We start from the raw sequence: 19,438 nt of genomic DNA, 5'->3' as shown, positions 1-19,438 counted from the left end.
GGATCAGGCGAAGAACGCCTTCTCGATGGTCGCGAGGGTCTGGAAGTCCTCGATGTCGATGGTGTCGAAGTCGATCTCGACGCCCGCTGCGTCCTCGATGGTGTAGACGAGTTCGACGAAGGCGAGCGAGTCGACCAGCCGGCTCTCGATGAGGTCGACGTCGGCGGCGAGCTCGGTGCGGTCGGGGTGACGGCCGAGGATCCAGTCCCGGACCTTGTCGATGCCTGCGGAGCTCATGGCGTTCCCTTCGGAAGTGGGGAGGTGGTGGCCGCGACGGCGACGGCGAAGCCGCCGTCGTGGCTGATGCTGACGTCGATCGGGCCGAGCCCGGCGCCCCGGGCCAACTCGGCCGCCGCGCCGGAGAGTCGGACCCCGGGGCGGCCGCCGGGACCGCGCAGGACCTCGATGCCCTGCCAGGGGACGGGCCTTCCCACGGCGCCGAGAAGCTTGAAGACGGCCTCCTTGGCGGCCAGTCGTCCGGCGATCCCGGCCAGGTCCGGGGCGCCGTCCGGCGTCCGGGACACGGCCAGCTCGTCGGCGGAGAGGAACCGCCTGAGCCTCGGCTCGACGCCGGGCTCCAGCAGCGTGCGGACCCGGGAGAGCGGCACGAGGTCGACGCCGATCCGGGGACGGGTCACGACGGGTCGGCGGCGGCGCGCACGGCGGCCAGGGCGGCGTCGAGGTCCGCGCCGAAGTGTTCGGTCAGCACGGCGAGCCAGCGCTCCAGCCCGAAGGCCACGCAGGAGGTGTAGGCGTGCTCGCCGGACTCCAGCCGGATGCCGCACCGCTCGCCGAAGAAGTTGCGGTGGGTGTTGACCGAGGCGATCGCCAGATCCCCGTACTGGAACTCGTACTTGACCGGGCTGAGCTTCTGCATCAGGGCGCGGCCGTCGTCGCGCTGGAAGAACGGGTCGCCGGCCGCCTCCCTGCGCAGGTCGATCCCGAGGGCGGCGGCGAAGGACTGGATCCGCTCCGTGAAGCCGGCCAGCACCTGCCGGGTGTGCTCGTAGGCGCCGAGCGCGACGATCTCGCGCATCTGGAAGCTGGCGAGGCGGCGCAGCCCGCCGTAGTGGTCCTCGTTGCGGAAGCACCGGTTGACCAGGGTCACCAGGGTGTCGTCGGCGACCTGCTCGCCCTCGTGGAAGAGGTACGCGCCGTAGCAGGTGGCGTGGGACAGTCCGTACCGTGCCTCGCTCACCGCGCCCGCGCCGAACCGGCCCTCCACGGGCTTGAACCGGTCGTCCGCCAGGTCGAGCGAGCCGGCCACGAAGGCGAGGTGGGGGAAGTTGGTGTAGACGTCGAACTTCTCCAGGTCGGTCACGGGGAAGAGCGGCGGGGCGCTGATCTCCTCGGCTCCCGCCGCGAGGCCCCAGCCGGCGAAGACCCGGTCGAGCTCCTTGACCAGCCGGGTGGCCTGCGGGCCGAGGATGGCGAGGGCGGGCGCGCCGTCGCTCCCGGTCAGGCGGTTCATCGGATGAGTCCCGTCCTCTCGAGGTACTTGGCGGTCTTGCGGAAGGTGCGCTGCTCGGCCTCGGCCCGGGCCGGTGACTCCATCAGGGCCCGGCGCAGCTCGTGCGGCTGCTCCAGGCCGGCGTCGCGGTAGACCTGCGGGTGGTAGAGCGAGTCGAAGCTGTGCTTCATGTAGCGCCGCAGGTAGGCGGAGATGTCGTCGAGTTCCTGCTCGGTGGCGGTCTGCCGGAGGTCCTGGTGGAGCAGGTCCACCAGCTCGCGGCCGAAGGCGATGTGGCGGGACTCGTCCTGGTGGTGGATCCGGTTGATGCCGCGGATCGTCTCGTGCAGCCGCTCGTCCACGGCCATCGCCGAGTTGAAGTGGTCGACCAGCTCCTCGAAGATCAGGATGCGGGCGAACACGAGCAGGCTCTGGATCTTGGGCGAGGGCGCGGCCCCCTCCGCGCCGGCCGGCTGACGGTAGATCCTGCCGCCGTAGCGGAGACAGAATTCGGCGAAGAACCACATGTGCTCGTTCTCCTCGCCGATGAAATGGTGGAAGAACTCCGAAGGCGTCTCGAAACCGGCGGTGTGAATACGGCCGACGACCTCGATGAGCAGTTCCCTGATTCCGTGCACGTTGAGGCTGTAGAAATTGATGCTCTCGTGCTTGGAAAGCGTGTGGAGCTGTTGCGGCGTGAGCGTCTCGGCCCATTTCGTCCCGTACGTGGTGGTGAGCTCGGGGCTCATCCACCACATGTCCTCGTCGAGCCGGTCCGGCCACTCGAACAGCCGGTACGGGTTGTAGTAGTCGTCGATCGACTTGGTGGCGAGCCGGTCCAGGATTCCCCGGAACCGGTCGTTCCTGTCGATCGTTTCGCTGACCATCGCGCGCTGTCTCCGTTCGCTTCGGGAGCCCCTGGCCGATTCCAGCGTATGGATCTCCGAAGCGGCCTCTCAATGCCCGAAACCGGCTGCCGAATTCGGTCAGCGGAACGCGGCGAGCTCCGTGCGCAGCGCGGCGTTCTCCTGCTCGAGCCTGGCCAGGCGCTCCCGCACCGGGGCCAGCACTTCCGCGAGTTCGCGCTGGCTGTAACGGGGGGTGATGTGGTTCTGGCAGTTCCAGGCGAACGCCTCGACGCGGATGGTGACGAGGTGCTCGACCGTGCCGTCGGTGCGCGGCGAGCGCAGGAGTTCGGCCAGCGCGGGATCCTCGCCGGCCGGCACGGCGGTGGCGTGGCCGAACAGCTTGAGACGGGCCTGACGGGCGTGGTCGATGAAGAGCAGGGCGACCCGGTCGTCGCCGCGCACGTTGCCGGTGGTGATGTACTGCCGGTTGCCCCTGACGTCCAGAAAGCCGAGGGTGCGCTCGTCCAGGACGTGGACGAACCCCGGCGGGCCGCCCCGGAACTGGATGTACGGCCAGCCGGTCTCGCCCACGCTGGCGAACAGGAAGCCGTCGAGGCCGCGGATGAAGTCGGCCTCGGAGCCGGTGAGCGGCTCGGCCTCGTCGGCGGGCTCCCGCAGGCGGCGGGCGGCCGCCGTGGCGCTGCCCATCTCCTCCTGGACCCGGCGGACCGCGGCGGTGGAGGCCAGTTGGTCGAACCTGCTCATGCGGCGCTCCCCGTGGCCGCCTCGGCGGGGCCCGTGGCGAGGCCGGCCGGCCTCGCGTCCGTGTCGACCAAGCCGGTCCGCGCGGCCAGCACGCCCGCCTGGAAGCGGCTGGTCGCCGACAGGTCCTGCATGATCGTGGCCACGTGGCGGCGGAAGGTCCGTTCGGACATGCCCACCCGGCGCGCGATCACCTCGTCCTTGGCCCCCGAGGCCAGCAGGTCGAGCAGGGTCGCCTTCAGGTCCTCCAGCGTTCCGGCGTAACCGGCCGCGCCGGACTCGAAGTCGAAGGCGGACTCCCAGACCCGGCCGTGCAGTCCGGCCAGGAAGGCCGCGACCGCGCCCTGGTAGACCACGGCGATCGCGTCGCCCTCGCCGGCCGGGATGAAGGCCGTCTTCCGGTCGAAGACCAGGAAGCGGTCGCGCACCTCCTTGGTGCTGCGCACCTGCCCGCCCGCCTTCAGGAGTTCGCCGATGTGCGCGCGGGTGTCGGAGTCACCGCGGGCGGTGTGCGGGTAGAGGATCCGCCCCTGCGCGCCGCGCCGCAGCGCCTCCAGCACCAGCGGACGGGCCAGCCGCAGCTCGCGGGTCTCCTGGGCCACGCAGGGCTGCATCACCAGCACCTCGGTGGTGCAGCCCTGCGCGGCCTCCAGCAGCCGCAGCTCGATCTCCTCCCGGTCGTCGGTGATCACCACGGGCTCGGCACGGGTCCTGGCCTGCTTCTCGAACGCCGCCACGAAAGAACTCAGCTGCCCCTTGAATCCGGCGAGTCTGCGACGTCTTTCGAGGATCTCCCGCTCCAGCGGGACCAGCAGCTCCATCTGGGCGGCGTCCGGACTGACCGCGACCATCCGGTCGGGGCCGCCCTCCGCCGACTTGACCAGGCGTAGTTCACGCAGCACGCCGACCGCCTGCTCGGCGCGGTGCGGCGGGACGCCCAGCTCCTCGGCGAGCCCGGACAGGCTGAAGTCGGCACGGCCGACGGTGCGTTCGTAGAGCGCGACCACGAAGTCGTCCACCTCGGCGCCCTGCTGGAGGGTCTGGCGTATGGTCGGTGCCGCGAATTCCATCGTCGTCTCATTCTGCTCGCGCGGGTGATGTCGGCATGAGGAACGGTCGTGCGGTGCGACCACCGTATGAAGCCGGTCTGGTCGCGCCCCTGGAGCCGGACCAGAGTGGACCGGCAGCCCCCGAAGGCCCGATGCCGACCGGACACACCCGCGCTGACCTGCTGATCCCGCGCCGCGCAGGGATCCGGCCCGCAGGAACCGGCAGAACCGGGGCGACTGCCCGAGCAGTTGTCCTGCCGCCTGCAACACCGCCGTCATGTCGCCGCGCCCGCCGCACCGGACCCGCCGCCGTTCCCCGGCCGTTCCTCAGCCGTTCCTCAGCCGGAGGGGCAGGGCTCCCCGTCGCGAACGAGCTCGGCCACGTGCGAACGGTGCTCGGCCGCCTCGCGCAGCCGTCCGAGCTTCCAGCAGATCGGCCCGGGGTCCGCGGAGTCGGCGGCGGTCCGCGGCCCGTCGCCGCGGCCGGCCAGCTCACGGGCCTGGGACAGGTAGTCGTAGGCCTCCCGCATGGCGCCGTTCTCCTGGTGCGCCGCGCCGATGCGACGCAGCGCCAGCGCCTGGCCGTCCAGCCAGCCGGCCCGTCGCGCGAGTTCCAGCCCGCTGCCGAACAGCTCCAGGGCCTGCGCGTTGTTCGCCAGCGCCCGGTGGCACTCGGCCCGCCGCAACTGGGCGGCGGCCTGGGCGCGCACCTCTCCGTCGGCGATGGCGGCGAAGAGGCTGGCCGTGGCGACCTTGAGACAGTCACCGGTGTACTTCCCCGCCGAGAGGTAGCTGTGCAGGCTCTCCGCCAACCGCCAGGCGACATCGGTGAAGCCGGCGCCCGACGCCTGGAGGACGGCGCCCGCCAGGTTCTCCCGCTCGCTGTCCAGCCACTCCGCGGCCCGGGCCTGGCCGGAGAAGACCGGCCCTGCCGAGGGCGGCACCGCGACGGACGCGCCCGCGGCGGACCGGCTCCCGACGGACCGGCTCCCGGCGGACCGGCTCCCGGCGGACGGGCTCGCGGCCGGCTCCGCCGGGTAGAGCAGTCGGGCCGCCGCGTCGGTGTGGTGGAGGTACCAGTCGAAGAGCCGCTGCCGGGCGGCGTGCGTCTCCTCCCTGCCGACCAGCTCGCGGGCGTAGGAGCGGAGCAGGTCGTGCAGCCCGAACCGGCCCGCCGCCCGTTCCTGCGCCAGATGGGCGTCCGTCAGGCTCAGCAGCAGTCCCGCCGCTTCAGCCGGGGTCGTGTCCGCCAACGCCGCGGCGCCCTCCACGGTCAGGTCCGCGCCGGGCATGAGGCTGAGCAGCCGGAACATCCGCTGGACGGCAGCCGGGAGCGCGCGGTAGGAGAGGTCGAAGGCCGCGCGCACCGTCGAGCGACGGTCCCCTTCGACGTGGAGCCGACTGAGCACGTCGTCACCCGTCAGCTCGGCGCAGAAGTCGGCGATGCCGGCGTTGCGGGCCAGCAGATTGGCGCCCGCGATCCGGATGGCCAACGGCAGCCCGCCGCACGCCTGCACGAGCCTGCGGGCCGCATCCTCCTCGGCCGCGACCCGGCAGCCGCCGATCGTGCTGCCGAGCAGCTGGCGGCCCTCGTCCGGGTCGAGCACGTCCAGGCCGAGCCGTCGGGCCCCGTCGCTCGCGACCAGCCCGGCGAGCCGGCTGCGGCTGGTGATCAGCACCGCGCAGCCCTGGGCGCCCGGGATGAGCGGCCTGACCTGCTCGGCGTCGCGCGCGTTGTCGAGCACGATGAGCATCTGCCGGTCGGCGAGCAGCGTCCGGTACAGCGCCGCGGCCTCGTCCTCGTCCGCGGGCAGCTGGTCGGGCGGGACGCCCAGGGCCCGGAGGAACTGTCCCAGGACGTCGCCGGGACGCAGCGTCGGAAGCGGGGAGTGGCCGCGCAGGTCGACGAAGAGCTGCCCGTCCTCGAAGTGCTCGCGACGCGCGTGCGCCCAGTGCATGGCGAGGGCGGTCTTGCCGACCCCGGGCGCGCCGACCAGCGCCATCACGTGCGAGCGCCGGGCCGGGTCGGGCGAGACGAGCTCGTCCAGCTCCTCCATCTGCGGTCGCCGCCCGACATGGGCGCCGGCTCTGGCGGGCAGCTGCGCCGGGAGCGGACTGCCCGTCATCGGACCGGCGAGCAGGGCTGTCGACGAACCCCCGAGGGGGCCGGCCGCCCGACCGCCGAGCGGACCGACGAGGGCGTCCGTCAGCGGATCGACGAGGGGGCCGTCGAGCGGGTGGGTGAGCGGATCGACGAACGGGCCCGCCGTCGAGTGCGTCGCGGGCGTGCGGTCGGCCGACGCGGGACGGACGGGACGGACAGGACGGGCGGGACGGGCGGGCCCGAAGGGATCGACGGGATCGACGGGGCGCTGCGCCAGGGGCAGTTGCTGACGCAGCACCGCCAGGTGAGCCTCCCGGACCTCCGCGCTGGGCGCGATGCCGAGCTCCTCGTCGAGCCGGTCGCGCAGCCGGCTGAACACGCCCAGCGCGGCGGCCTGCTCGCCGCAGCTGGCGAGGGCGCGGATCAGCCGGGCGTGCAGGCCCTCGTGCAGCGGCTCGGCGGTCACCAGGTCCCACAGCACCGGGACGGCCTCCTCGGGTCTGCGCAGCAGCAGTGCCGTGTCGGCGAAGAGCTGCACCGCCTTGAGACGCCGCTCGTTGGCCGCCACCGCGGCCGGATGCTGGCGCAGCGCCGGGTCCGCGTCCGCGAGCACCGGACCGCGCCACCACCGCAGCGCCTGCGCCAGCGCCTCGTAGGCCGCCCCGGGATCCGGCGCGCGGAGCAGACGCGTCGCCTGGACCAGCAGTTCGTCGAAGAGGCCGAGGTCGATCTGGTTCCGGGACGCCTCCAGCCGGTAGCCGGTGGGCGTCCGGAGCACGGTCGGCGGCGGGATGGTCCGCGAGCCACCCGATTCCGTCCGCGGACCGCCCGGTTCCAACAGCTGCCGGACCTGGCTGACGTAGGTGTGGATCAGGCTCTGGTGGGAACTGGGCGGCCCCGACGGCCAGAGGGTGTCGGTGATCTCCCGCTGGGTGGTGGGCTCGGGGTGCTTGAGCGCCAGCAGCCCGAGCAGGCGGCGCAACATCGGGCTGGTGACCGGGACGGGGGCCTGGCCGCGCTGGAGGGAGAGCGGGCCGAGGATCAGCAGACGCGGCCGGCCGGCGCCGCGCGGCGGCCCGGTGCGGGCGACGGCCAGCAGCTCGGCCAGCTCGTCTCCGGTGAGCCCCAGGGCCTCAGCCAGGCGCTCGAGGGTGCGCGGCTGGGGCCGCTGGACCCGGCCTCGCTCGATGTCGCGCAGCGCCCGGGTGCTGATCCCGGCCCGGGAGGCGGCGTCCTCCTGACTGAGCCCTGCCCGTCGGCGGAACGACTGGAGCCGTGCGCCGAACGGCCCCGGCTCGCCCGCCGGACCTCCGCGGGGAAGTCCACCGGCCGACTCCCTCTCTGACATGGCATCCCCCTCATCCGACGACCGCGACCGGTCGATCACGACCGGCGACGGCCCAGCGGCCGTGCGCGGCCGACTCAGCAGAGACTTCGTCAACGATCAGCTTGGACTAGACCAATGCCCCAATCAAGGGAGCGTCCATCCCGCGCCCGCCCCGATCGCGGGCTCCCCCAGCACATCTGCACGACCCCGCCACAGCGCGCACTCGTGACGTGGCCGCGGCAAAGGTCTAGATTCCCCTTGTTCCGTTGATCAACAAACCGTCAACGACGCAAGGGGGAGCCGCCGTCCATGTCCGAACCCTCCGCAACGCGCCCGCCGCTGGTCACACCCGTGCGCGTGGTCTGCGCGGTGCTGCTGGCCGCGCCCTTCGTGGCCCTGCTCTGGGTCGACTCCTACGCGACCGACAAGCCCGCCCTCATCGGGATCCCGTTCTTCTACTGGTACCAGCTCATGTGGGTGATCCTGTCCGCGTTGATGACCGGACTCGCCTACGTCCTGTTCACCCGGGAGGAGAGGCGACGCAAGGCGCTGCGCCCCACCCGCGGGGGTGAGCAGGCGTGAAGACCGACTGGATCGCGCTCTTCGTCTTCGTCCTCTTCTTCCTGCTGGTCACCGTGATCGGCTTCGTCGCCGCCCGCTGGCGCAGGGCGGCCGACGCCCAGCACCTGGACGAGTGGGGCCTCGGCGGTCGCTCCTTCGGCACCGTGGTCAGCTGGTTCCTGCTCGGCGGCGACCTGTACACCGCCTACACCTTCATCGCGGTCCCTGCGCTGATCTACGGCGTGGGCGCGCAGGGCTTCTACGCGGTGCCCTACACGATCATCGCCTGGCCGCTGGTCTTCCTGTTCCTGCCCAGGCTCTGGTCGGTGGCCCGCAGCAAGGGCTACGTCACCCTCGCCGACTTCGCCCGCGGCCGCTACGGCAGCAAGAGCGTCGCCGTGGCCGTCGCGCTGACCGGCATCCTCGCCACGATGCCGTACATCGCGCTGCAACTCGTGGGCATCCAGGCCGTCCTGGACACCCTGCACGTCGGCGGCGGCAGCAGCTTCGGCAAGGACCTGCCGCTGCTGATCGCCTTCGCGGTGCTCGCGGCCTACACCTACAGCTCCGGCCTGCGCGCGCCCGCGCTGATCGCCTTCGTCAAGGACACGCTGGTCTACGTCGTCGTCCTGGTCGCGATCATCTACATCCCGATCCGGCTCGGGGGCTACGGCCACATCTTCCACGACGCGGCCGCCGCCATGGCCAAGACCAACCCGGCCACCGGCAAGCCGCGCGGCTCGATGGTCCCCGGCGCGCAGGCGCAGTGGGCCTACGCCACCCTCGCGCTCGGCTCGGCCATGGCGCTGTTCATGTACCCGCACTCGGCGACCGGCGTGATGGCGGCCAAGGACCGGCTCACCGTGCGTCGCAACCTCGCGGTCATGCCGGCCTACTCGCTGATGCTCGGCCTGCTGTCGCTGCTCGGCTTCATGGCGGTCTCGGCCGGCGTCGGCAAGGGCGTCAAGGGCTACAACTCGCAGCTGGCGATCCCGCAGCTGTTCCAGCAGATGTTCCCGAGCTGGTTCGCCGGGGTCGCCTTCGCCGCGATCGGCATCGGCGCCCTGGTCCCCGCCGCGATCATGTCGATCGCCGCGGCCAACCTGTTCACCCGCAACATCTACAGGGACCTGCTCAGGCCGGACGCCACCCCCGCCGAGGAGACCAAGGTGGCCAAGCTGGTCTCCCTGGTGGTCAAGCTCGGCGCGCTCGGCTTCGTGCTCGGCATCGACAAGCAGTTCTCGATCAACCTCCAACTGCTCGGCGGCATCTGGATCCTGCAGACCTTCCCGGCGATCGTCGGCGGCCTGTTCGTGCGCTGGTTCCATCGCTGGGCGCTGCTGGCCGGCTGGGCGGCGGGCATGGCCTACGGCACCTGGAAGGCCTACGGCGTCGCCGCCGCCGGAAAGCCCGGCTCGCACTTCGGCGGCAGCTCGGCGAACATCCCGGTGATCGGCCAGATCGGCTACATCGGCGTCACCGCGCTCGTGCTCAACCTCGCCGTCGCGGTCGTGCTCACTCTGGTCCTGAAGGCCGCGAAGGCTCCGGAAGGCCTCGACGAGACCGTCGCCGCCGACTACGTGTCCGACGTCGGGGACACGCCGGTCGGCCGCGACACCGAGGGACCGGAGCACGGCAGGGACGTGATCGCCCCCGTCACCACCTGATGCGCCCTTAGAACGGGCCGTCCGCTCCCGCACACTGGAACGGCGGCCCGTTCGCACTCCCGCGGCGGGCCAGTCGATCCCCAGGGGGCGACACGTGGCACTGACCGACCCGAACCCGAGGGCGTTGCGCACCGCGCCCCGGCGGCTCTTCCCCGCGCTGCCGGGCCCGCTGTCGCTGACCGCCGTCCGGCACGGCCAGAGCACCGCGAACGCGGCCTTCCACGCCGCCGAGGCGGTGGGCGCGCTCGACGTGGGCATCAGCTGCCGCGACGCCGACCTCCCCCTCACCACGCTCGGCCGCGAGGAGGCCCGCGCGCTCGGCCGCTGGATCGGCTCCCGCAGCGGCGAGGGCCTGCCGCACAGCCTGTGGGTCTCCCCCTACCTGCGCACCCAGGAGACCGCCGAGCTCATCGTCGAGGAGCTGGACCGCGCGGGCCTGCCCCTGCCCGAGCTCTGCACCGACGAGCGGCTGCGCGACCGCGAGCTCGGCCTGTTGGAGATGCTCACCTCCGCCGCGATCGAGCTGCGCCACCCCGAGGAGGCCGCCCGCAGACGCCTCCTCGGCGAACTGCGCTGGCGTCCGCCCGGCGGCGAGTCCTACTCCGACGTGGCGCTGCGCCTGCGCAGCGCGCTGCGCGACCTGTACGAGACGGAGTCCGACCGCCGCGTCCTGATCGTGGCCCACGACGCGGTGGTGATGCTGCTGCGGCACGTCATCGACGACCTCCAGGAGGGCGAGCTCACCGACCTCTCCCGCACCGGCGCCGTCGCCAACACCTCGGTCACCCGCTGGCTCCGCGACGCCAAGGGCGCGCTCACCCTGGACTGCTGGAACATCCGGCCGCACCTGGCCGCCGCCCCCTGAGCCACCGGGTCAGACCGGGCGGAAGACCGTGCCGTCGATCGAGCCGACCGCGAGCGCGTGCGCCTGCAGCCCGGCGGGGTCGACCACCGCGGCGGCGCCGAGCCGGGCGGGCCGGTAGCTCGCGGGCAGCGCGTAGACGCGGATCAGGTAGTCGTCCGTGGTGCCCTCGGACGGGCAGGGCGGGGAGTAGGGCGCCACGACGTGTCCCGGTGGCGTCCTGCCCTCGGCGACGCCGCGGCTGCCGGCGGGGATGTCCACGACGTACCAATGGGTGTAGTCGCTCGCGGTCGGGTCCTCCATGTAGAGCGCGAACCACCCCGTCCCCGCCGGCGCGCCCGTCCACGAGAGCGGCAGGCCGGCTCCCGCCCCCTTGCAGGTGTACCGGTCCGGGATCGCACCGCCCTGGGTGAACGCGCTGCTGGTCACGGTCAGGCGGGCGGGCTCCCGGGCCCCGTCCGACCCGGTCGTGCGGGCCGCGGAGCTGCCGCAGCCGGCCAGCAGCAGCGTCATGACGGCGATCGGAACGGTTCGGCGCACGTGTCCCCCGGGGAGCCGAGCATGGATTGGTCTGGACCATCCTAGGGATCGGTGCGGCGTCGCGGGGCCGTTTCGGGAGCCGCCCCCGCCGGACCTACGCGGTCCGGCCCCGGCCCCGCGCGTGAGCCGCGACGACGCGGAAGTACGCCGGGTCGGTCACCCCGACCGGCCAGGTCACCGTCGTGCCCCGGTGCCGCGTCGGCCCGTAGGCGACCGCCAGGGAGAGCCACTCGCCGTGCGGCGCGCCGCGCGCCAGCCGCATGCGGACGGTGAGCGTCGCCGTCTGCCCCGGACGCAGTCGCAGGCCCCCGGCCGGGCCGACCGCGCCCGCCAGCTCGCCCAGCGCCGCGTTCAGCGGGACCGCCCGCCAGTGCCCGTCGAGCCGGGTCTCCAGCCGCACCGCGTCCGGACGCAGCGTCCTGTTGCGCGCGCCGTAGACGAGGACCGGCTCCAGCTGCCCGCACACGGTCCGGGCGCCGTTGTGGAGGCTCAGCCGCAGCGTCGACCAGCGGCCGCCGGCCGCGTACGCGGAGCGGACGCCCCTGAGCGTCACCGCCAGGGGGGTCGAGTGCGCCGCCCCGGCACACGCCCTGGGCACTCCGGGCACTCCGGGCACTCCGGGGCCGGTCGCGGCATGGACCGCCGCGTGTGCCGTCGCCGCCGGCAGCGCGATCGATCCAGCCATCGCGATCAGCGCGCAGACTGCCCCAGCCATCCCGACCGCCGGCCTCCCGCCGCCCCGTCGTCCGCCGCCGCGCCGTCCGCCGCCCGCTCCGCCGTCTTCTCCGCCGTCTCGTCCGCTCTGTCGCCACGTCATCACGCAACGACGATGGCACGTGACGGTCCGTCGCGCCTTCCGGCCGACCCCGGGCCGGGCGCGGCGCGGGCGTCCGGCACACTTCAGGGATGAGCATCGTCGTCCGCCCCGCCCACCCCACCGAATACGACGCCGCCGGTCACCTCGTCGCCGAGGCGTTCATCACCGACGGCCACACGGAGCGTGACGGCGACTACGCCAAACGCCTGCGCGACCCCCGGGACCGGGCCGAGAAGGCGGAGCTGCTCGTCGCCGTCGACGAGGCGACCGGCGCGGTGCTCGGCTCGGTCACCTTCGCGCCGCCCGGCTCCCCGTACGCGGACCTCGCCGAGGGCCGCGAGGGCGAGTTCCGGATGCTCGCCGTCGCCCCGGACCCGGCCGCGCGCGGACGCGGCGTCGGGGAGCTGATGGTGCGCGCGGTCATAGCCCGCGCCGCGGAGTTGGGGCTCCCGCGGATCGTCATGTCCTCGCAGCCGAGCATGGCCTACGCCCACCGCATCTACGAGCGGCTCGGCTTCGTCCGCACCCCCGGGCGGGACTGGTCGCCGATCCCCGGCATGGACCTGTTCACCTACGCCCTGGAGCTGGACGACTCGCCTGCGTGATGTCCCCAGGCCCGCCCGGGTGATCGAACGATTACTCGAAAGAACCAAGCGGCGACACAACATCTGGTGCTGCACGACGCGCTCGCCCCTAGATGTATGCTCATGCTCGCTGTCGACGCAGGGGAAGCCGGTGCGAATCCGGGACTGCCCCGCAACGGTGAGCGGCTGCCACGGCCTGGACGAAAACCGGCCCGCCGCGAGTCCGAGTACCTGCCGCCAGCACGCCCCGGCCTGCCCGGCCGTGGGCGCAGCAACGCCGGGCCTCGTGGGTGGGCCGACGGGTTGGCTTCGCGCTGCCCTGTTCCCGCCTGCCTTCTCACGCGGTCCGACTGAGCGACCCTCAGCCACCGGCCGCCAACGAGGAGCGTGCGCGTACATGACGGACACTGCCGTCCCCACCCTGCCCCAGCCTGCCCGGTCATCCGACCGTGGGCCCGACGCGGGCGGGGACGCCCCCGGCACCGCCCTTCTGGTCACCCTGACCGAGCGCTCCGCCGACCTGCCCGCCGTCGACCCCGGCCGCGTCGCGGCCGCCGCGCTGCGCGGACGCAGCGCCAAGGCCGACTACGCGGAGTTGCGGGGGCTCGCCATGGAGTCGGCCGCCGCGCTCATCGCCGAGGACCCGCAGTACTCGCGCCTCGCCGCCCGCCTGCTGGCCGAGGAGATCCGCGAGGAGGCCGCCGGGCAGGGTGCGACCTGCTTCGCCGCGTCCGTGGCCGTGGGCCACCGCGAGGGCCTGATCGGCGACGCGACCGCCGCCTTCGTCGCCGCCCACGCCGACGCCCTCGACGCCGTGATCGACCCGCACGGCGACGACCGCTTCGAGTACTTCGGCCTGCGCACCCTCTACTCGCGCTACCTGCTGCGCCACCCGATCACCCGCCAGGTCGTGGAGACCCCGCAGCAGTTCATGCTGCGCGTGGCCTGCGGCCTGGAGGTCGGCGGGGACGAGAAGTCCGTCGCCGAGGTCGCCGGGCTCTACGGGCTGATGAGCCGCCTGGACTACCTGCCCAGCTCCCCGACGCTGTTCAACTCCGGCACCCGTCACCCGCAGATGTCCTCCTGCTACCTGCTGGACTCCCCGCTGGACGAGCTGGACTCGATCTACAACCGCTACGCGCAGATCGCCCGCCTGTCCAAGCACGCCGGCGGCATCGGCCTGTCCTACTCCCGCGTCCGCTCGCGCGGCTCGCTGATCCGCGGCACCAACGGCCAGTCCAACGGCATCGTCCCGTTCCTGCGCACCCTCGACGCGTCGGTGGCGGCGGTCAACCAGGGCGGCCGGCGCAAGGGCGCGGCCTGCGTCTACCTGGAGACCTGGCACGCGGACATCGAGGAGTTCCTCGAGCTGCGCGACAACACCGGTGAGGAGGCGCGCCGCACCCACAACCTCAACCTGGCGCACTGGATCCCGGACGAGTTCATGCGCCGCGTCGACGCCGACGCCGAGTGGTCGCTCTTCTCTCCCGGCGACGTGCCCGAGCTGGTCGACCTGTGGGGCGAGGAGTTCGACGCCGCCTACGTCAAGGCCGAGCAGGCCGGCAAGGCCGTCCGCACCATCGGGGCCCGCACCCTCTACGCCCGGATGATGCGCACCCTGGCGCAGACCGGCAACGGCTGGATGACCTTCAAGGACGCCTCCAACCGCGCCGCCAACCAGACCGCGCTGCCCGGCCGCACGGTCCACTCCTCCAACCTGTGCACCGAGATCCTCGAAGTCACCGACGACTCCGAGACCGCCGTCTGCAACCTCGGCTCGGTCAACCTCGGCGCGTTCGTGGGCGAGAGCGGCGAGATCGACTGGGAGCGCCTCGACGCGACCGTCCGCACCGCCGTGACCTTCCTCGACCGGGTCATCGACATCAACTTCTACCCGACCCCCGAAGCCGGCACCTCCAACGCGCGCTGGCGCCCGGTGGGCCTCGGCATGATGGGCCTGCAGGACGTCTTCTTCAAGCTCCGCCTGGAGTTCGACTCCCCCGAGGCCAAGGCGCTCTCGACGAAGCTCTCCGAGCGGATCATGCTGGCCGCCTACGAGACCAGCTGCGACCTCGCCGAGCGTCTCGGCCGCCACGCCGCCTACGACGAGACGCGCGCCGCCCGCGGGCAGCTCCACATCGACCACTTCGCGGTCACCACCGCGTGGCCGGAGCGCTGGGACGCGCTGCGGGCCCGCGTCGCCGAGACCGGCCTGCGCAACGCGCTGCTGCTGGCCGTCGCCCCGACCGCCACCATCGCGTCCATCGCCGGCGTCTACGAGTGCATCGAGCCGCAGGTCTCCAACCTCTTCAAGCGCGAGACCCTCTCCGGTGAGTTCCTTCAGGTCAACCCCTACCTGGTGGCGGACCTGAAGAAGCTCGGCTTGTGGAACGCCATCACGCGGGAGGAACTGCGCGAGGGCAACGGCTCCGCGCAGGAGATCACCGACCTGCCGGAGGAGTACAAGCGCCTCTACCGCACGGCCTGGGAGCTCCCGCAGCGCGCGCTGATCGACCTGGCCGCCGCCCGCATGCCCTACCTGGACCAGAGCCAGTCGCTGAACCTCTTCATGGCGGCGCCCACCATCGGCAAGCTCAGCTCGATGTACGCCTACGCCTGGAAGGTCGGCCTGAAGACCACGTACTACCTGCGCTCGCGCCCGGCGACCCGGATCGCCCGCGCGGCCGTCCAGCAAACCCTGTCGGTGCAGGAGGCCGAGGCCGTCGCCTGCTCCCTGGAGAACCCCGAGTCCTGCGAGGCCTGCCAGTAATGACCACCAGCAAGAACAAGAAGAACATCCTCGACCCGGGATTCGAGCTGACGCTCCGTCCGATGCGGTACCCGGACTTCTACGAGCACTACCGCAACGCCATCAAGAACACCTGGACCGTGGAGGAGGTCGACCTCCACTCCGACGTCGCGGACCTGGCCAAGCTCAGCGAGGGCGAGCGCCACATGATCGGCCGCCTGGTCGCGTTCTTCGCGACCGGCGACTCGATCGTCTCCAACAACCTGGTGCTGACCCTCTACAAGCACATCAACTCCCCGGAGGCGCGCCTGTACCTGTCGCGCCAGCTCTTCGAGGAGGCCGTGCACGTCCAGTTCTACCTGACCCTGCTGGACACCTACCTCCCCGACCCGGAGGACCGCACGGCCGCGTTCGCGGCGGTGGAGAGCATCCCCTCCATCCGCGAGAAGGCCCAGTTCTGCTTCCGCTGGATGGACAGCGTCGAGAAGCTGGACCGCCTGGAGACCCAGGAGGACCGCCGGCGCTTCCTGCTCAACCTGATCTGCTTCGCGGCGTGCATCGAGGGCCTCTTCTTCTACGGCGCCTTCGCCTACGTCTACTGGTTCCGCTCGCGCGGCCTGCTGCACGGTCTGGCGACCGGCACCAACTGGGTCTTCCGCGACGAGTCCATGCACATGGACTTCGCCTTCCGCGTCGTCGACACCGTCCGGGCCGAGGAGCCCGAGCTGTGGGACGAGGAGATGGGCCGGCGGGTGACGGCGATGCTTGAGGAGGCCGTCGAGGCCGAGCTCCAGTTCGCCCGCGACCTGTGCGGCGAGGGCCTGCCCGGCATGAACACCGAGTCCATGCGGCAGTACCTCGAGTGCGTCGCCGACCAGCGCCTGGCGCGCCTCGGCCTGCCGATCCGCTACGGCTCGGAGAACCCGTTCGCGTTCATGGAGCTGCAGAACGTCCAGGAGCTGACGAACTTCTTCGAGCGTCGCGTCTCCGCGTACCAGATCGCCGTCGAGGGCTCCGTCTCCTTCGACGACGACTTCTAGACGCTTCTAGAGGCTTCTGGACGACGACGTCCAGACGACGGTCTCGTCTCCGTCAACGCCGAAGGGCGTTCACCCTTGCGGGTGAACGCCCTTCGTGGTCCCTTCGTGGTCCCACGGGGTCTCACTCGTTCGGAACGACCTCGTACCGCGGCGACTTCTCCTCCATCTGCCGCAGGGCGTCCTTGCGGTCGCGCTTGGAGAGCCGGTCGATGTACAGGTACCCGTTCAGGTGGTCGGTCTCGTGCTGGAGGCAGCGGGCGAAGAAGCCGGTGCCCTCGACGGCGACGTCCTTGCCGTCCCTGTCCTGCCCGCGCACCACCGCGAAGTCCGGGCGCGGCAGCTCGGCGTAGGCGCCCGGCACGGACAGGCAGCCCTCGTTGCCGTCGTCCAGGTTCCGCTGGGACGGCTCGAGGTCGTCCAGCACCGGGTTGACCACGACGCCGATGTGGCGGACGTTGTCGTCGTCCGGGCAGTCGTAGACGAAGACCCGCTGCGCGACCCCGATCTGGTTCGCGGCCAGGCCCACGCCCTCGGCGGCGTACATGCTGACGAACATGTCGTCGATCAGCGCGTGCAGCTCCGGGCCGAACTCGGTCACCGTGGCACACGGGTGGTGCAGGACCGGGTTCCCGACCACGGTGATGGGCCGCACGGTGCCACGCGAGGTGTCCGGCTCCTCACCGATCACCTGCTGCGGCGCTTCCAACTGCTCTTCCGACATGCTCTCGCCTTCGACTGTGCTCAGCTCTTCCGTCAAAGGGTACGTGGCGCCTCAGCAGACTTCCTCAAGATCCCGGTACGCCCTCCGGGCGGGCGCGGCCATCACCCAGCGGTCCAGCAGCTCGCCCACCAGGCCGGCCGGCGCGGCGAGACCGCACTCCCGCTCGGGGACCCACAGCTCACCCTGGGCATGGTGGCTCAGCCGGCCCAGCGGACCGTCGTCGTGCGGGTCGTGCGCCCCGCTGTGGCCGTCGTCGGCGGTCATGCGGCTCTCGCTGCACGCCCGGCAGAGCAGCCGCACGGACGAGGTCCAGTCCTCCGCCGCGTAGCCCGCCTCGGAGACCAGCCGCTCCAGCTCGTCGCGGTCGCCCTCCGTGGTCGCCTGCAACAGCACCACGTGCGTCGGAACGGGCGACGGCGCCCACAGTTCGATCTCGTCGAAGACGGGAAACGGCACGCCGTCCGCGACGCGCTCCCCGTGCGCGGAGCCGTCGTGGAGGACGACCTCGCCCCAGCGCCGTCCGGAGGAGGGCAGCGGGATGCTCAGCACCTCGACTCTGGCCGGGTCCAGTCTTCGGCCCCACACGACCTCGGACTCCCCCTCCGGGGACAGCCGCACCGGCGTCGTGCCGAGGTCCAGGCCGACCGGGCCGTCCCCGGACGGGACGCGCAGGCCGTAGGCCTGCCACGCGCGCCGGGCCAGCGCCCAGTCCTGCAACGCCGTCGCCGCGATGCCGAGGTTCCACCAGTCGGGTGCGCCCACGCCGCTGCCCCGGTCCAGCAGGGCGACCGCACGGAGCCCCGCGGCGCGCGCCTGGTCCCAGTCCCGGCGGAACTTGTGCAGCAACGCCAGGTTGAACCACGAGTCCGAGAGCCAGGGCTCCAGGTCCGTCGCCCGGACCAGCAATGCGCCGGCGTCGTCCAGCCGACCGTCCCCGATGAGCGTGAAGGCGCGGTCGGTGGTCTGCCGCCAGCTGGCGGACGGCCTCTGCCGTGCTCGATTGAAGATCTTCACCTCAGCCTGCCGCTTGTCGGTCCCCAGCACCCGGCGTAACCACTACGCCGAGGGCGTGCACACGTTGCGTTGCCACATCCACAGGTCGACACATGGACCCGCAAGGTCCTGCCTCTGCATCCAACCACGTGCACCCCCTTGCCCGCTGCCTACCCGACGATCCGTGGACAGACACGGACCAGGGCCTCCACCACACGAGGTTCGTAGTCACGCTCGGTTCCCGCTCGCAACTGGGCCAAGACCTCCTCGCGCCGGGCCGGGCCGGGGTCGTCACAGGCGAGGTCGTCGTAGGCGTTCACCACCCGGATGATCCGCGCGGCGAGCGGCTGCGCCTCGTCGAGACTGCCGTCCGGACGGCGGTACGGCTCCGCCGCACGGGCCACGATCTCGGCGACCTGCGGCGGCACCCCCGTCCTGCGGATCACCTCGCTGCCGAGCCGTCCGATCCGACGCTGCTCCTCGTCGTCCAGCAGCGCCGTCGCACCGCCCGGGATCGGGTCGACCAGCGAGAGCTGGCCGATGTCGTGCATCAGCGCGGCGTATTCGAGCAGCAGCAACTCCTGGTCGGACAGCGCGAGTTCGCGGCCCACACGGCAGGCCAGCTCGGAGACCCGGCAGGCGTGGCCCGGCAGCGTGTACCCGGCCACCTCGGTGGCCCGGGCCAGGCTCGCGATGGTCTGGCGCTGCGTCGCCCGGATCGCCGCATAGCGGCGGAACCCCGCCAGGGTCAGCAGCAGCGGCACCGAGAACAGCGGAAGCGCCCACAGGCCGATCTCACCCGCCGCGATGGCGATCACCACACCTGTGGCCGCGACCGCCGAACCGATCCGCAGCACCGCCGCCCCCTCGTCCCGCAGCGCCCGCCGCAGCGGCGCGTCGGAGAGCACGGCCGCCAGCGACACGTCGACCGCCGCGGACAGCGCCGCACAGGCCGCCACGTAGGCGGCGTACCCGGGTCCGTGCTCCAGACCGTGCCGCAGCAGCACGCCGCGGTTGTAGAACGGCTGGAACAGCAGCGCCGCGAAGCCGACGCTGAGCGCCCGCCGGGACACCGAGCCCCACTTCGGCCGCCTGCGCCGCAGCACGTAGGGCACGGTGCCGATCAGCGCCCCCGCCGTGCAGACGAGCACGACCTGCGCCACGCCGTGGTGGGTGCGCGCGCCGTCCAGGCTGCCGAGCAGGGCGTAGCCCAGCGCGCCGGCCGCCCCCAGCGGCGCGTGGTCGCGCTCCCCCGGTAGGGCCGTCCGTGCCAGCTCCCCGACGGCGACGAAGGAGCCGAAGGCGAGCGCGGTCCATGGCTCCACGAACCCGAACACGCTGACCCAGCCGAGTGAACCCAGCAC

General features: G+C 72.3%; 18 protein-coding genes and 1 riboswitch. Of the genes, 6 read left to right on the top strand and 12 right to left on the bottom strand.

Annotated features, from left to right (window positions below; genetic code table 11):
* Positions 1 to 3 precede the first annotated feature (3 nt).
* From TR50_RS37335 to TR50_RS49450, 7 genes are all read right to left on the bottom strand, one after another.
* Complete coding sequence (locus TR50_RS37335; protein ID WP_042433055.1) at positions 4 to 237, bottom strand: phosphopantetheine-binding protein; 234 nt, start codon at positions 235 to 237, stop codon at positions 4 to 6.
* A complete protein-coding gene (locus TR50_RS37330) occupies positions 234 to 638 on the bottom strand; it encodes a holo-ACP synthase (protein WP_042433052.1) in 405 nt (134 codons plus the stop codon). The genes TR50_RS37335 and TR50_RS37330 overlap by 4 nt, the downstream gene beginning before the upstream one ends.
* Entirely contained in the window at positions 635 to 1,471 is an 837-nt protein-coding gene (locus TR50_RS37325; RefSeq protein ID WP_042433049.1) for a class-II aminoacyl-tRNA synthetase family protein, read from the bottom strand. The genes TR50_RS37330 and TR50_RS37325 overlap by 4 nt, the downstream gene beginning before the upstream one ends.
* A complete protein-coding gene (locus tag TR50_RS37320; protein ID WP_042433046.1) occupies positions 1,468 to 2,337 on the bottom strand; it encodes a diiron oxygenase in 870 nt (289 codons plus the stop codon). Before TR50_RS37320 ends, TR50_RS37325 begins: the two co-directional genes overlap by 4 nt.
* A 99-nt stretch (positions 2,338 to 2,436) precedes the next feature.
* Complete coding sequence (locus tag TR50_RS37315) at positions 2,437 to 3,063, bottom strand: pyridoxamine 5'-phosphate oxidase family protein (RefSeq protein WP_042433043.1); 627 nt, start codon at positions 3,061 to 3,063, stop codon at positions 2,437 to 2,439.
* On the bottom strand, positions 3,060 to 4,130 hold the full coding sequence (locus tag TR50_RS37310; protein ID WP_152648846.1) for a helix-turn-helix domain-containing protein: 1,071 nt from the start codon (positions 4,128 to 4,130) through the stop codon (positions 3,060 to 3,062). Before TR50_RS37310 ends, TR50_RS37315 begins: the two co-directional genes overlap by 4 nt.
* Before the next feature lie 317 nt (positions 4,131 to 4,447).
* Positions 4,448 to 7,561: a BTAD domain-containing putative transcriptional regulator gene (locus tag TR50_RS49450; protein ID WP_236654752.1), complete on the bottom strand. Its 3,114-nt coding sequence runs from the start codon at positions 7,559 to 7,561 to the stop codon at positions 4,448 to 4,450.
* 288 nt (positions 7,562 to 7,849) lie between these two features.
* Between TR50_RS49450 and TR50_RS37300 the strand changes: the two genes are divergently transcribed.
* The 3 genes from TR50_RS37300 (at position 7,850) to TR50_RS37290 (ending at position 10,633) form a co-directional block, all read left to right on the top strand.
* Positions 7,850 to 8,122: a DUF3311 domain-containing protein gene (locus tag TR50_RS37300; protein WP_042433040.1), complete on the top strand. Its 273-nt coding sequence runs from the start codon at positions 7,850 to 7,852 to the stop codon at positions 8,120 to 8,122.
* A complete protein-coding gene (gene mctP / locus TR50_RS37295; RefSeq protein ID WP_042433037.1) occupies positions 8,119 to 9,768 on the top strand; it encodes a monocarboxylate uptake permease MctP in 1,650 nt (549 codons plus the stop codon). The genes TR50_RS37300 and mctP overlap by 4 nt, the downstream gene beginning before the upstream one ends.
* Positions 9,769 to 9,862: 94 nt before the next feature.
* Positions 9,863 to 10,633: a histidine phosphatase family protein gene (locus TR50_RS37290; RefSeq protein ID WP_160311254.1), complete on the top strand. Its 771-nt coding sequence runs from the start codon at positions 9,863 to 9,865 to the stop codon at positions 10,631 to 10,633.
* A gap of 9 nt (positions 10,634 to 10,642) precedes the next feature.
* On the opposite strand, the gene TR50_RS43310 is transcribed toward TR50_RS37290, so the two are convergent.
* Both TR50_RS43310 and TR50_RS43305 read right to left on the bottom strand, forming a co-directional pair.
* The gene (locus TR50_RS43310; RefSeq protein WP_152648844.1) at positions 10,643 to 11,143 is read right to left on the bottom strand and encodes a YbhB/YbcL family Raf kinase inhibitor-like protein; all 501 of its coding nucleotides are present in this window, start codon (positions 11,141 to 11,143) and stop codon (positions 10,643 to 10,645) included.
* 121 nt (positions 11,144 to 11,264) lie between these two features.
* On the bottom strand, positions 11,265 to 11,723 hold the full coding sequence (locus TR50_RS43305; protein WP_052441776.1) for a hypothetical protein: 459 nt from the start codon (positions 11,721 to 11,723) through the stop codon (positions 11,265 to 11,267).
* A 353-nt stretch (positions 11,724 to 12,076) separates the two neighbouring features.
* Between TR50_RS43305 and TR50_RS37275 the strand changes: the two genes are divergently transcribed.
* From TR50_RS37275 to TR50_RS37265, 3 genes are all read left to right on the top strand, one after another.
* A complete protein-coding gene (locus tag TR50_RS37275; RefSeq protein WP_042433031.1) occupies positions 12,077 to 12,592 on the top strand; it encodes a GNAT family N-acetyltransferase in 516 nt (171 codons plus the stop codon).
* 92 nt (positions 12,593 to 12,684) lie between these two features.
* Positions 12,685 to 12,824, top strand: a riboswitch (cobalamin riboswitch).
* 144 nt (positions 12,825 to 12,968) lie between these two features.
* Positions 12,969 to 15,341 (top strand): ribonucleoside-diphosphate reductase subunit alpha, encoded by a 2,373-nt coding sequence (locus tag TR50_RS37270; RefSeq protein WP_084701645.1) that lies wholly within the window; start codon positions 12,969 to 12,971, stop codon positions 15,339 to 15,341.
* Positions 15,341 to 16,360 (top strand): ribonucleotide-diphosphate reductase subunit beta, encoded by a 1,020-nt coding sequence (locus TR50_RS37265; protein WP_042433028.1) that lies wholly within the window; start codon positions 15,341 to 15,343, stop codon positions 16,358 to 16,360. The genes TR50_RS37270 and TR50_RS37265 overlap by 1 nt, the downstream gene beginning before the upstream one ends.
* 121 nt (positions 16,361 to 16,481) lie before the next feature.
* On the opposite strand, the gene def is transcribed toward TR50_RS37265, so the two are convergent.
* The 3 genes from def to TR50_RS37250 form a co-directional block, all read right to left on the bottom strand.
* The gene (gene def / locus TR50_RS37260; RefSeq protein WP_042433025.1) at positions 16,482 to 17,081 is read right to left on the bottom strand and encodes a peptide deformylase; all 600 of its coding nucleotides are present in this window, start codon (positions 17,079 to 17,081) and stop codon (positions 16,482 to 16,484) included.
* A gap of 51 nt (positions 17,082 to 17,132) precedes the next feature.
* A complete protein-coding gene (locus TR50_RS37255) occupies positions 17,133 to 18,095 on the bottom strand; it encodes a tetratricopeptide repeat protein (RefSeq protein WP_042433095.1) in 963 nt (320 codons plus the stop codon).
* Positions 18,096 to 18,244: 149 nt separating this feature from the next.
* On the bottom strand, positions 18,245 to 19,438 hold a 1,194-nt coding region (locus tag TR50_RS37250; RefSeq protein WP_042433022.1), incomplete at its 5' end, for an HD-GYP domain-containing protein.

The organism is Streptacidiphilus anmyonensis (assembly GCF_000787855.1).
Lineage (GTDB): Bacteria > Actinomycetota > Actinomycetes > Streptomycetales > Streptomycetaceae > Streptacidiphilus > Streptacidiphilus anmyonensis.
The sequence above is the reverse complement of the archived record's forward strand: the minus strand, read 5'-3'. Positions and strand labels throughout refer to the sequence as shown.

What these genes read in the sequence shown, in the direction of transcription:
- def (WP_042433025.1), bottom strand. Translation starts at nt 17,081, where the DNA reads ATGTCGGAAGAGCAGTTGGAAGCGCCGCAGCAGGTGATCGGTGAGGAG.
- TR50_RS37320 (WP_042433046.1), bottom strand. Translation starts at nt 2,337, where the DNA reads ATGGTCAGCGAAACGATCGACAGGAACGACCGGTTCCGGGGAATCCTG.
- TR50_RS49450 (WP_236654752.1), bottom strand. Translation starts at nt 7,561, where the DNA reads ATGTCAGAGAGGGAGTCGGCCGGTGGACTTCCCCGCGGAGGTCCGGCG.
- TR50_RS37315 (WP_042433043.1), bottom strand. Translation starts at nt 3,063, where the DNA reads ATGAGCAGGTTCGACCAACTGGCCTCCACCGCCGCGGTCCGCCGGGTC.
- TR50_RS37265 (WP_042433028.1), top strand. Translation starts at nt 15,341, where the DNA reads ATGACCACCAGCAAGAACAAGAAGAACATCCTCGACCCGGGATTCGAG.
- TR50_RS37275 (WP_042433031.1), top strand. Translation starts at nt 12,077, where the DNA reads ATGAGCATCGTCGTCCGCCCCGCCCACCCCACCGAATACGACGCCGCC.
- TR50_RS37335 (WP_042433055.1), bottom strand. Translation starts at nt 237, where the DNA reads ATGAGCTCCGCAGGCATCGACAAGGTCCGGGACTGGATCCTCGGCCGT.
- TR50_RS37270 (WP_084701645.1), top strand. Translation starts at nt 12,969, where the DNA reads ATGACGGACACTGCCGTCCCCACCCTGCCCCAGCCTGCCCGGTCATCC.
- TR50_RS37310 (WP_152648846.1), bottom strand. Translation starts at nt 4,130, where the DNA reads ATGGAATTCGCGGCACCGACCATACGCCAGACCCTCCAGCAGGGCGCC.
- TR50_RS37325 (WP_042433049.1), bottom strand. Translation starts at nt 1,471, where the DNA reads ATGAACCGCCTGACCGGGAGCGACGGCGCGCCCGCCCTCGCCATCCTC.
- TR50_RS37300 (WP_042433040.1), top strand. Translation starts at nt 7,850, where the DNA reads ATGTCCGAACCCTCCGCAACGCGCCCGCCGCTGGTCACACCCGTGCGC.
- TR50_RS43310 (WP_152648844.1), bottom strand. Translation starts at nt 11,143, where the DNA reads ATGACGCTGCTGCTGGCCGGCTGCGGCAGCTCCGCGGCCCGCACGACC.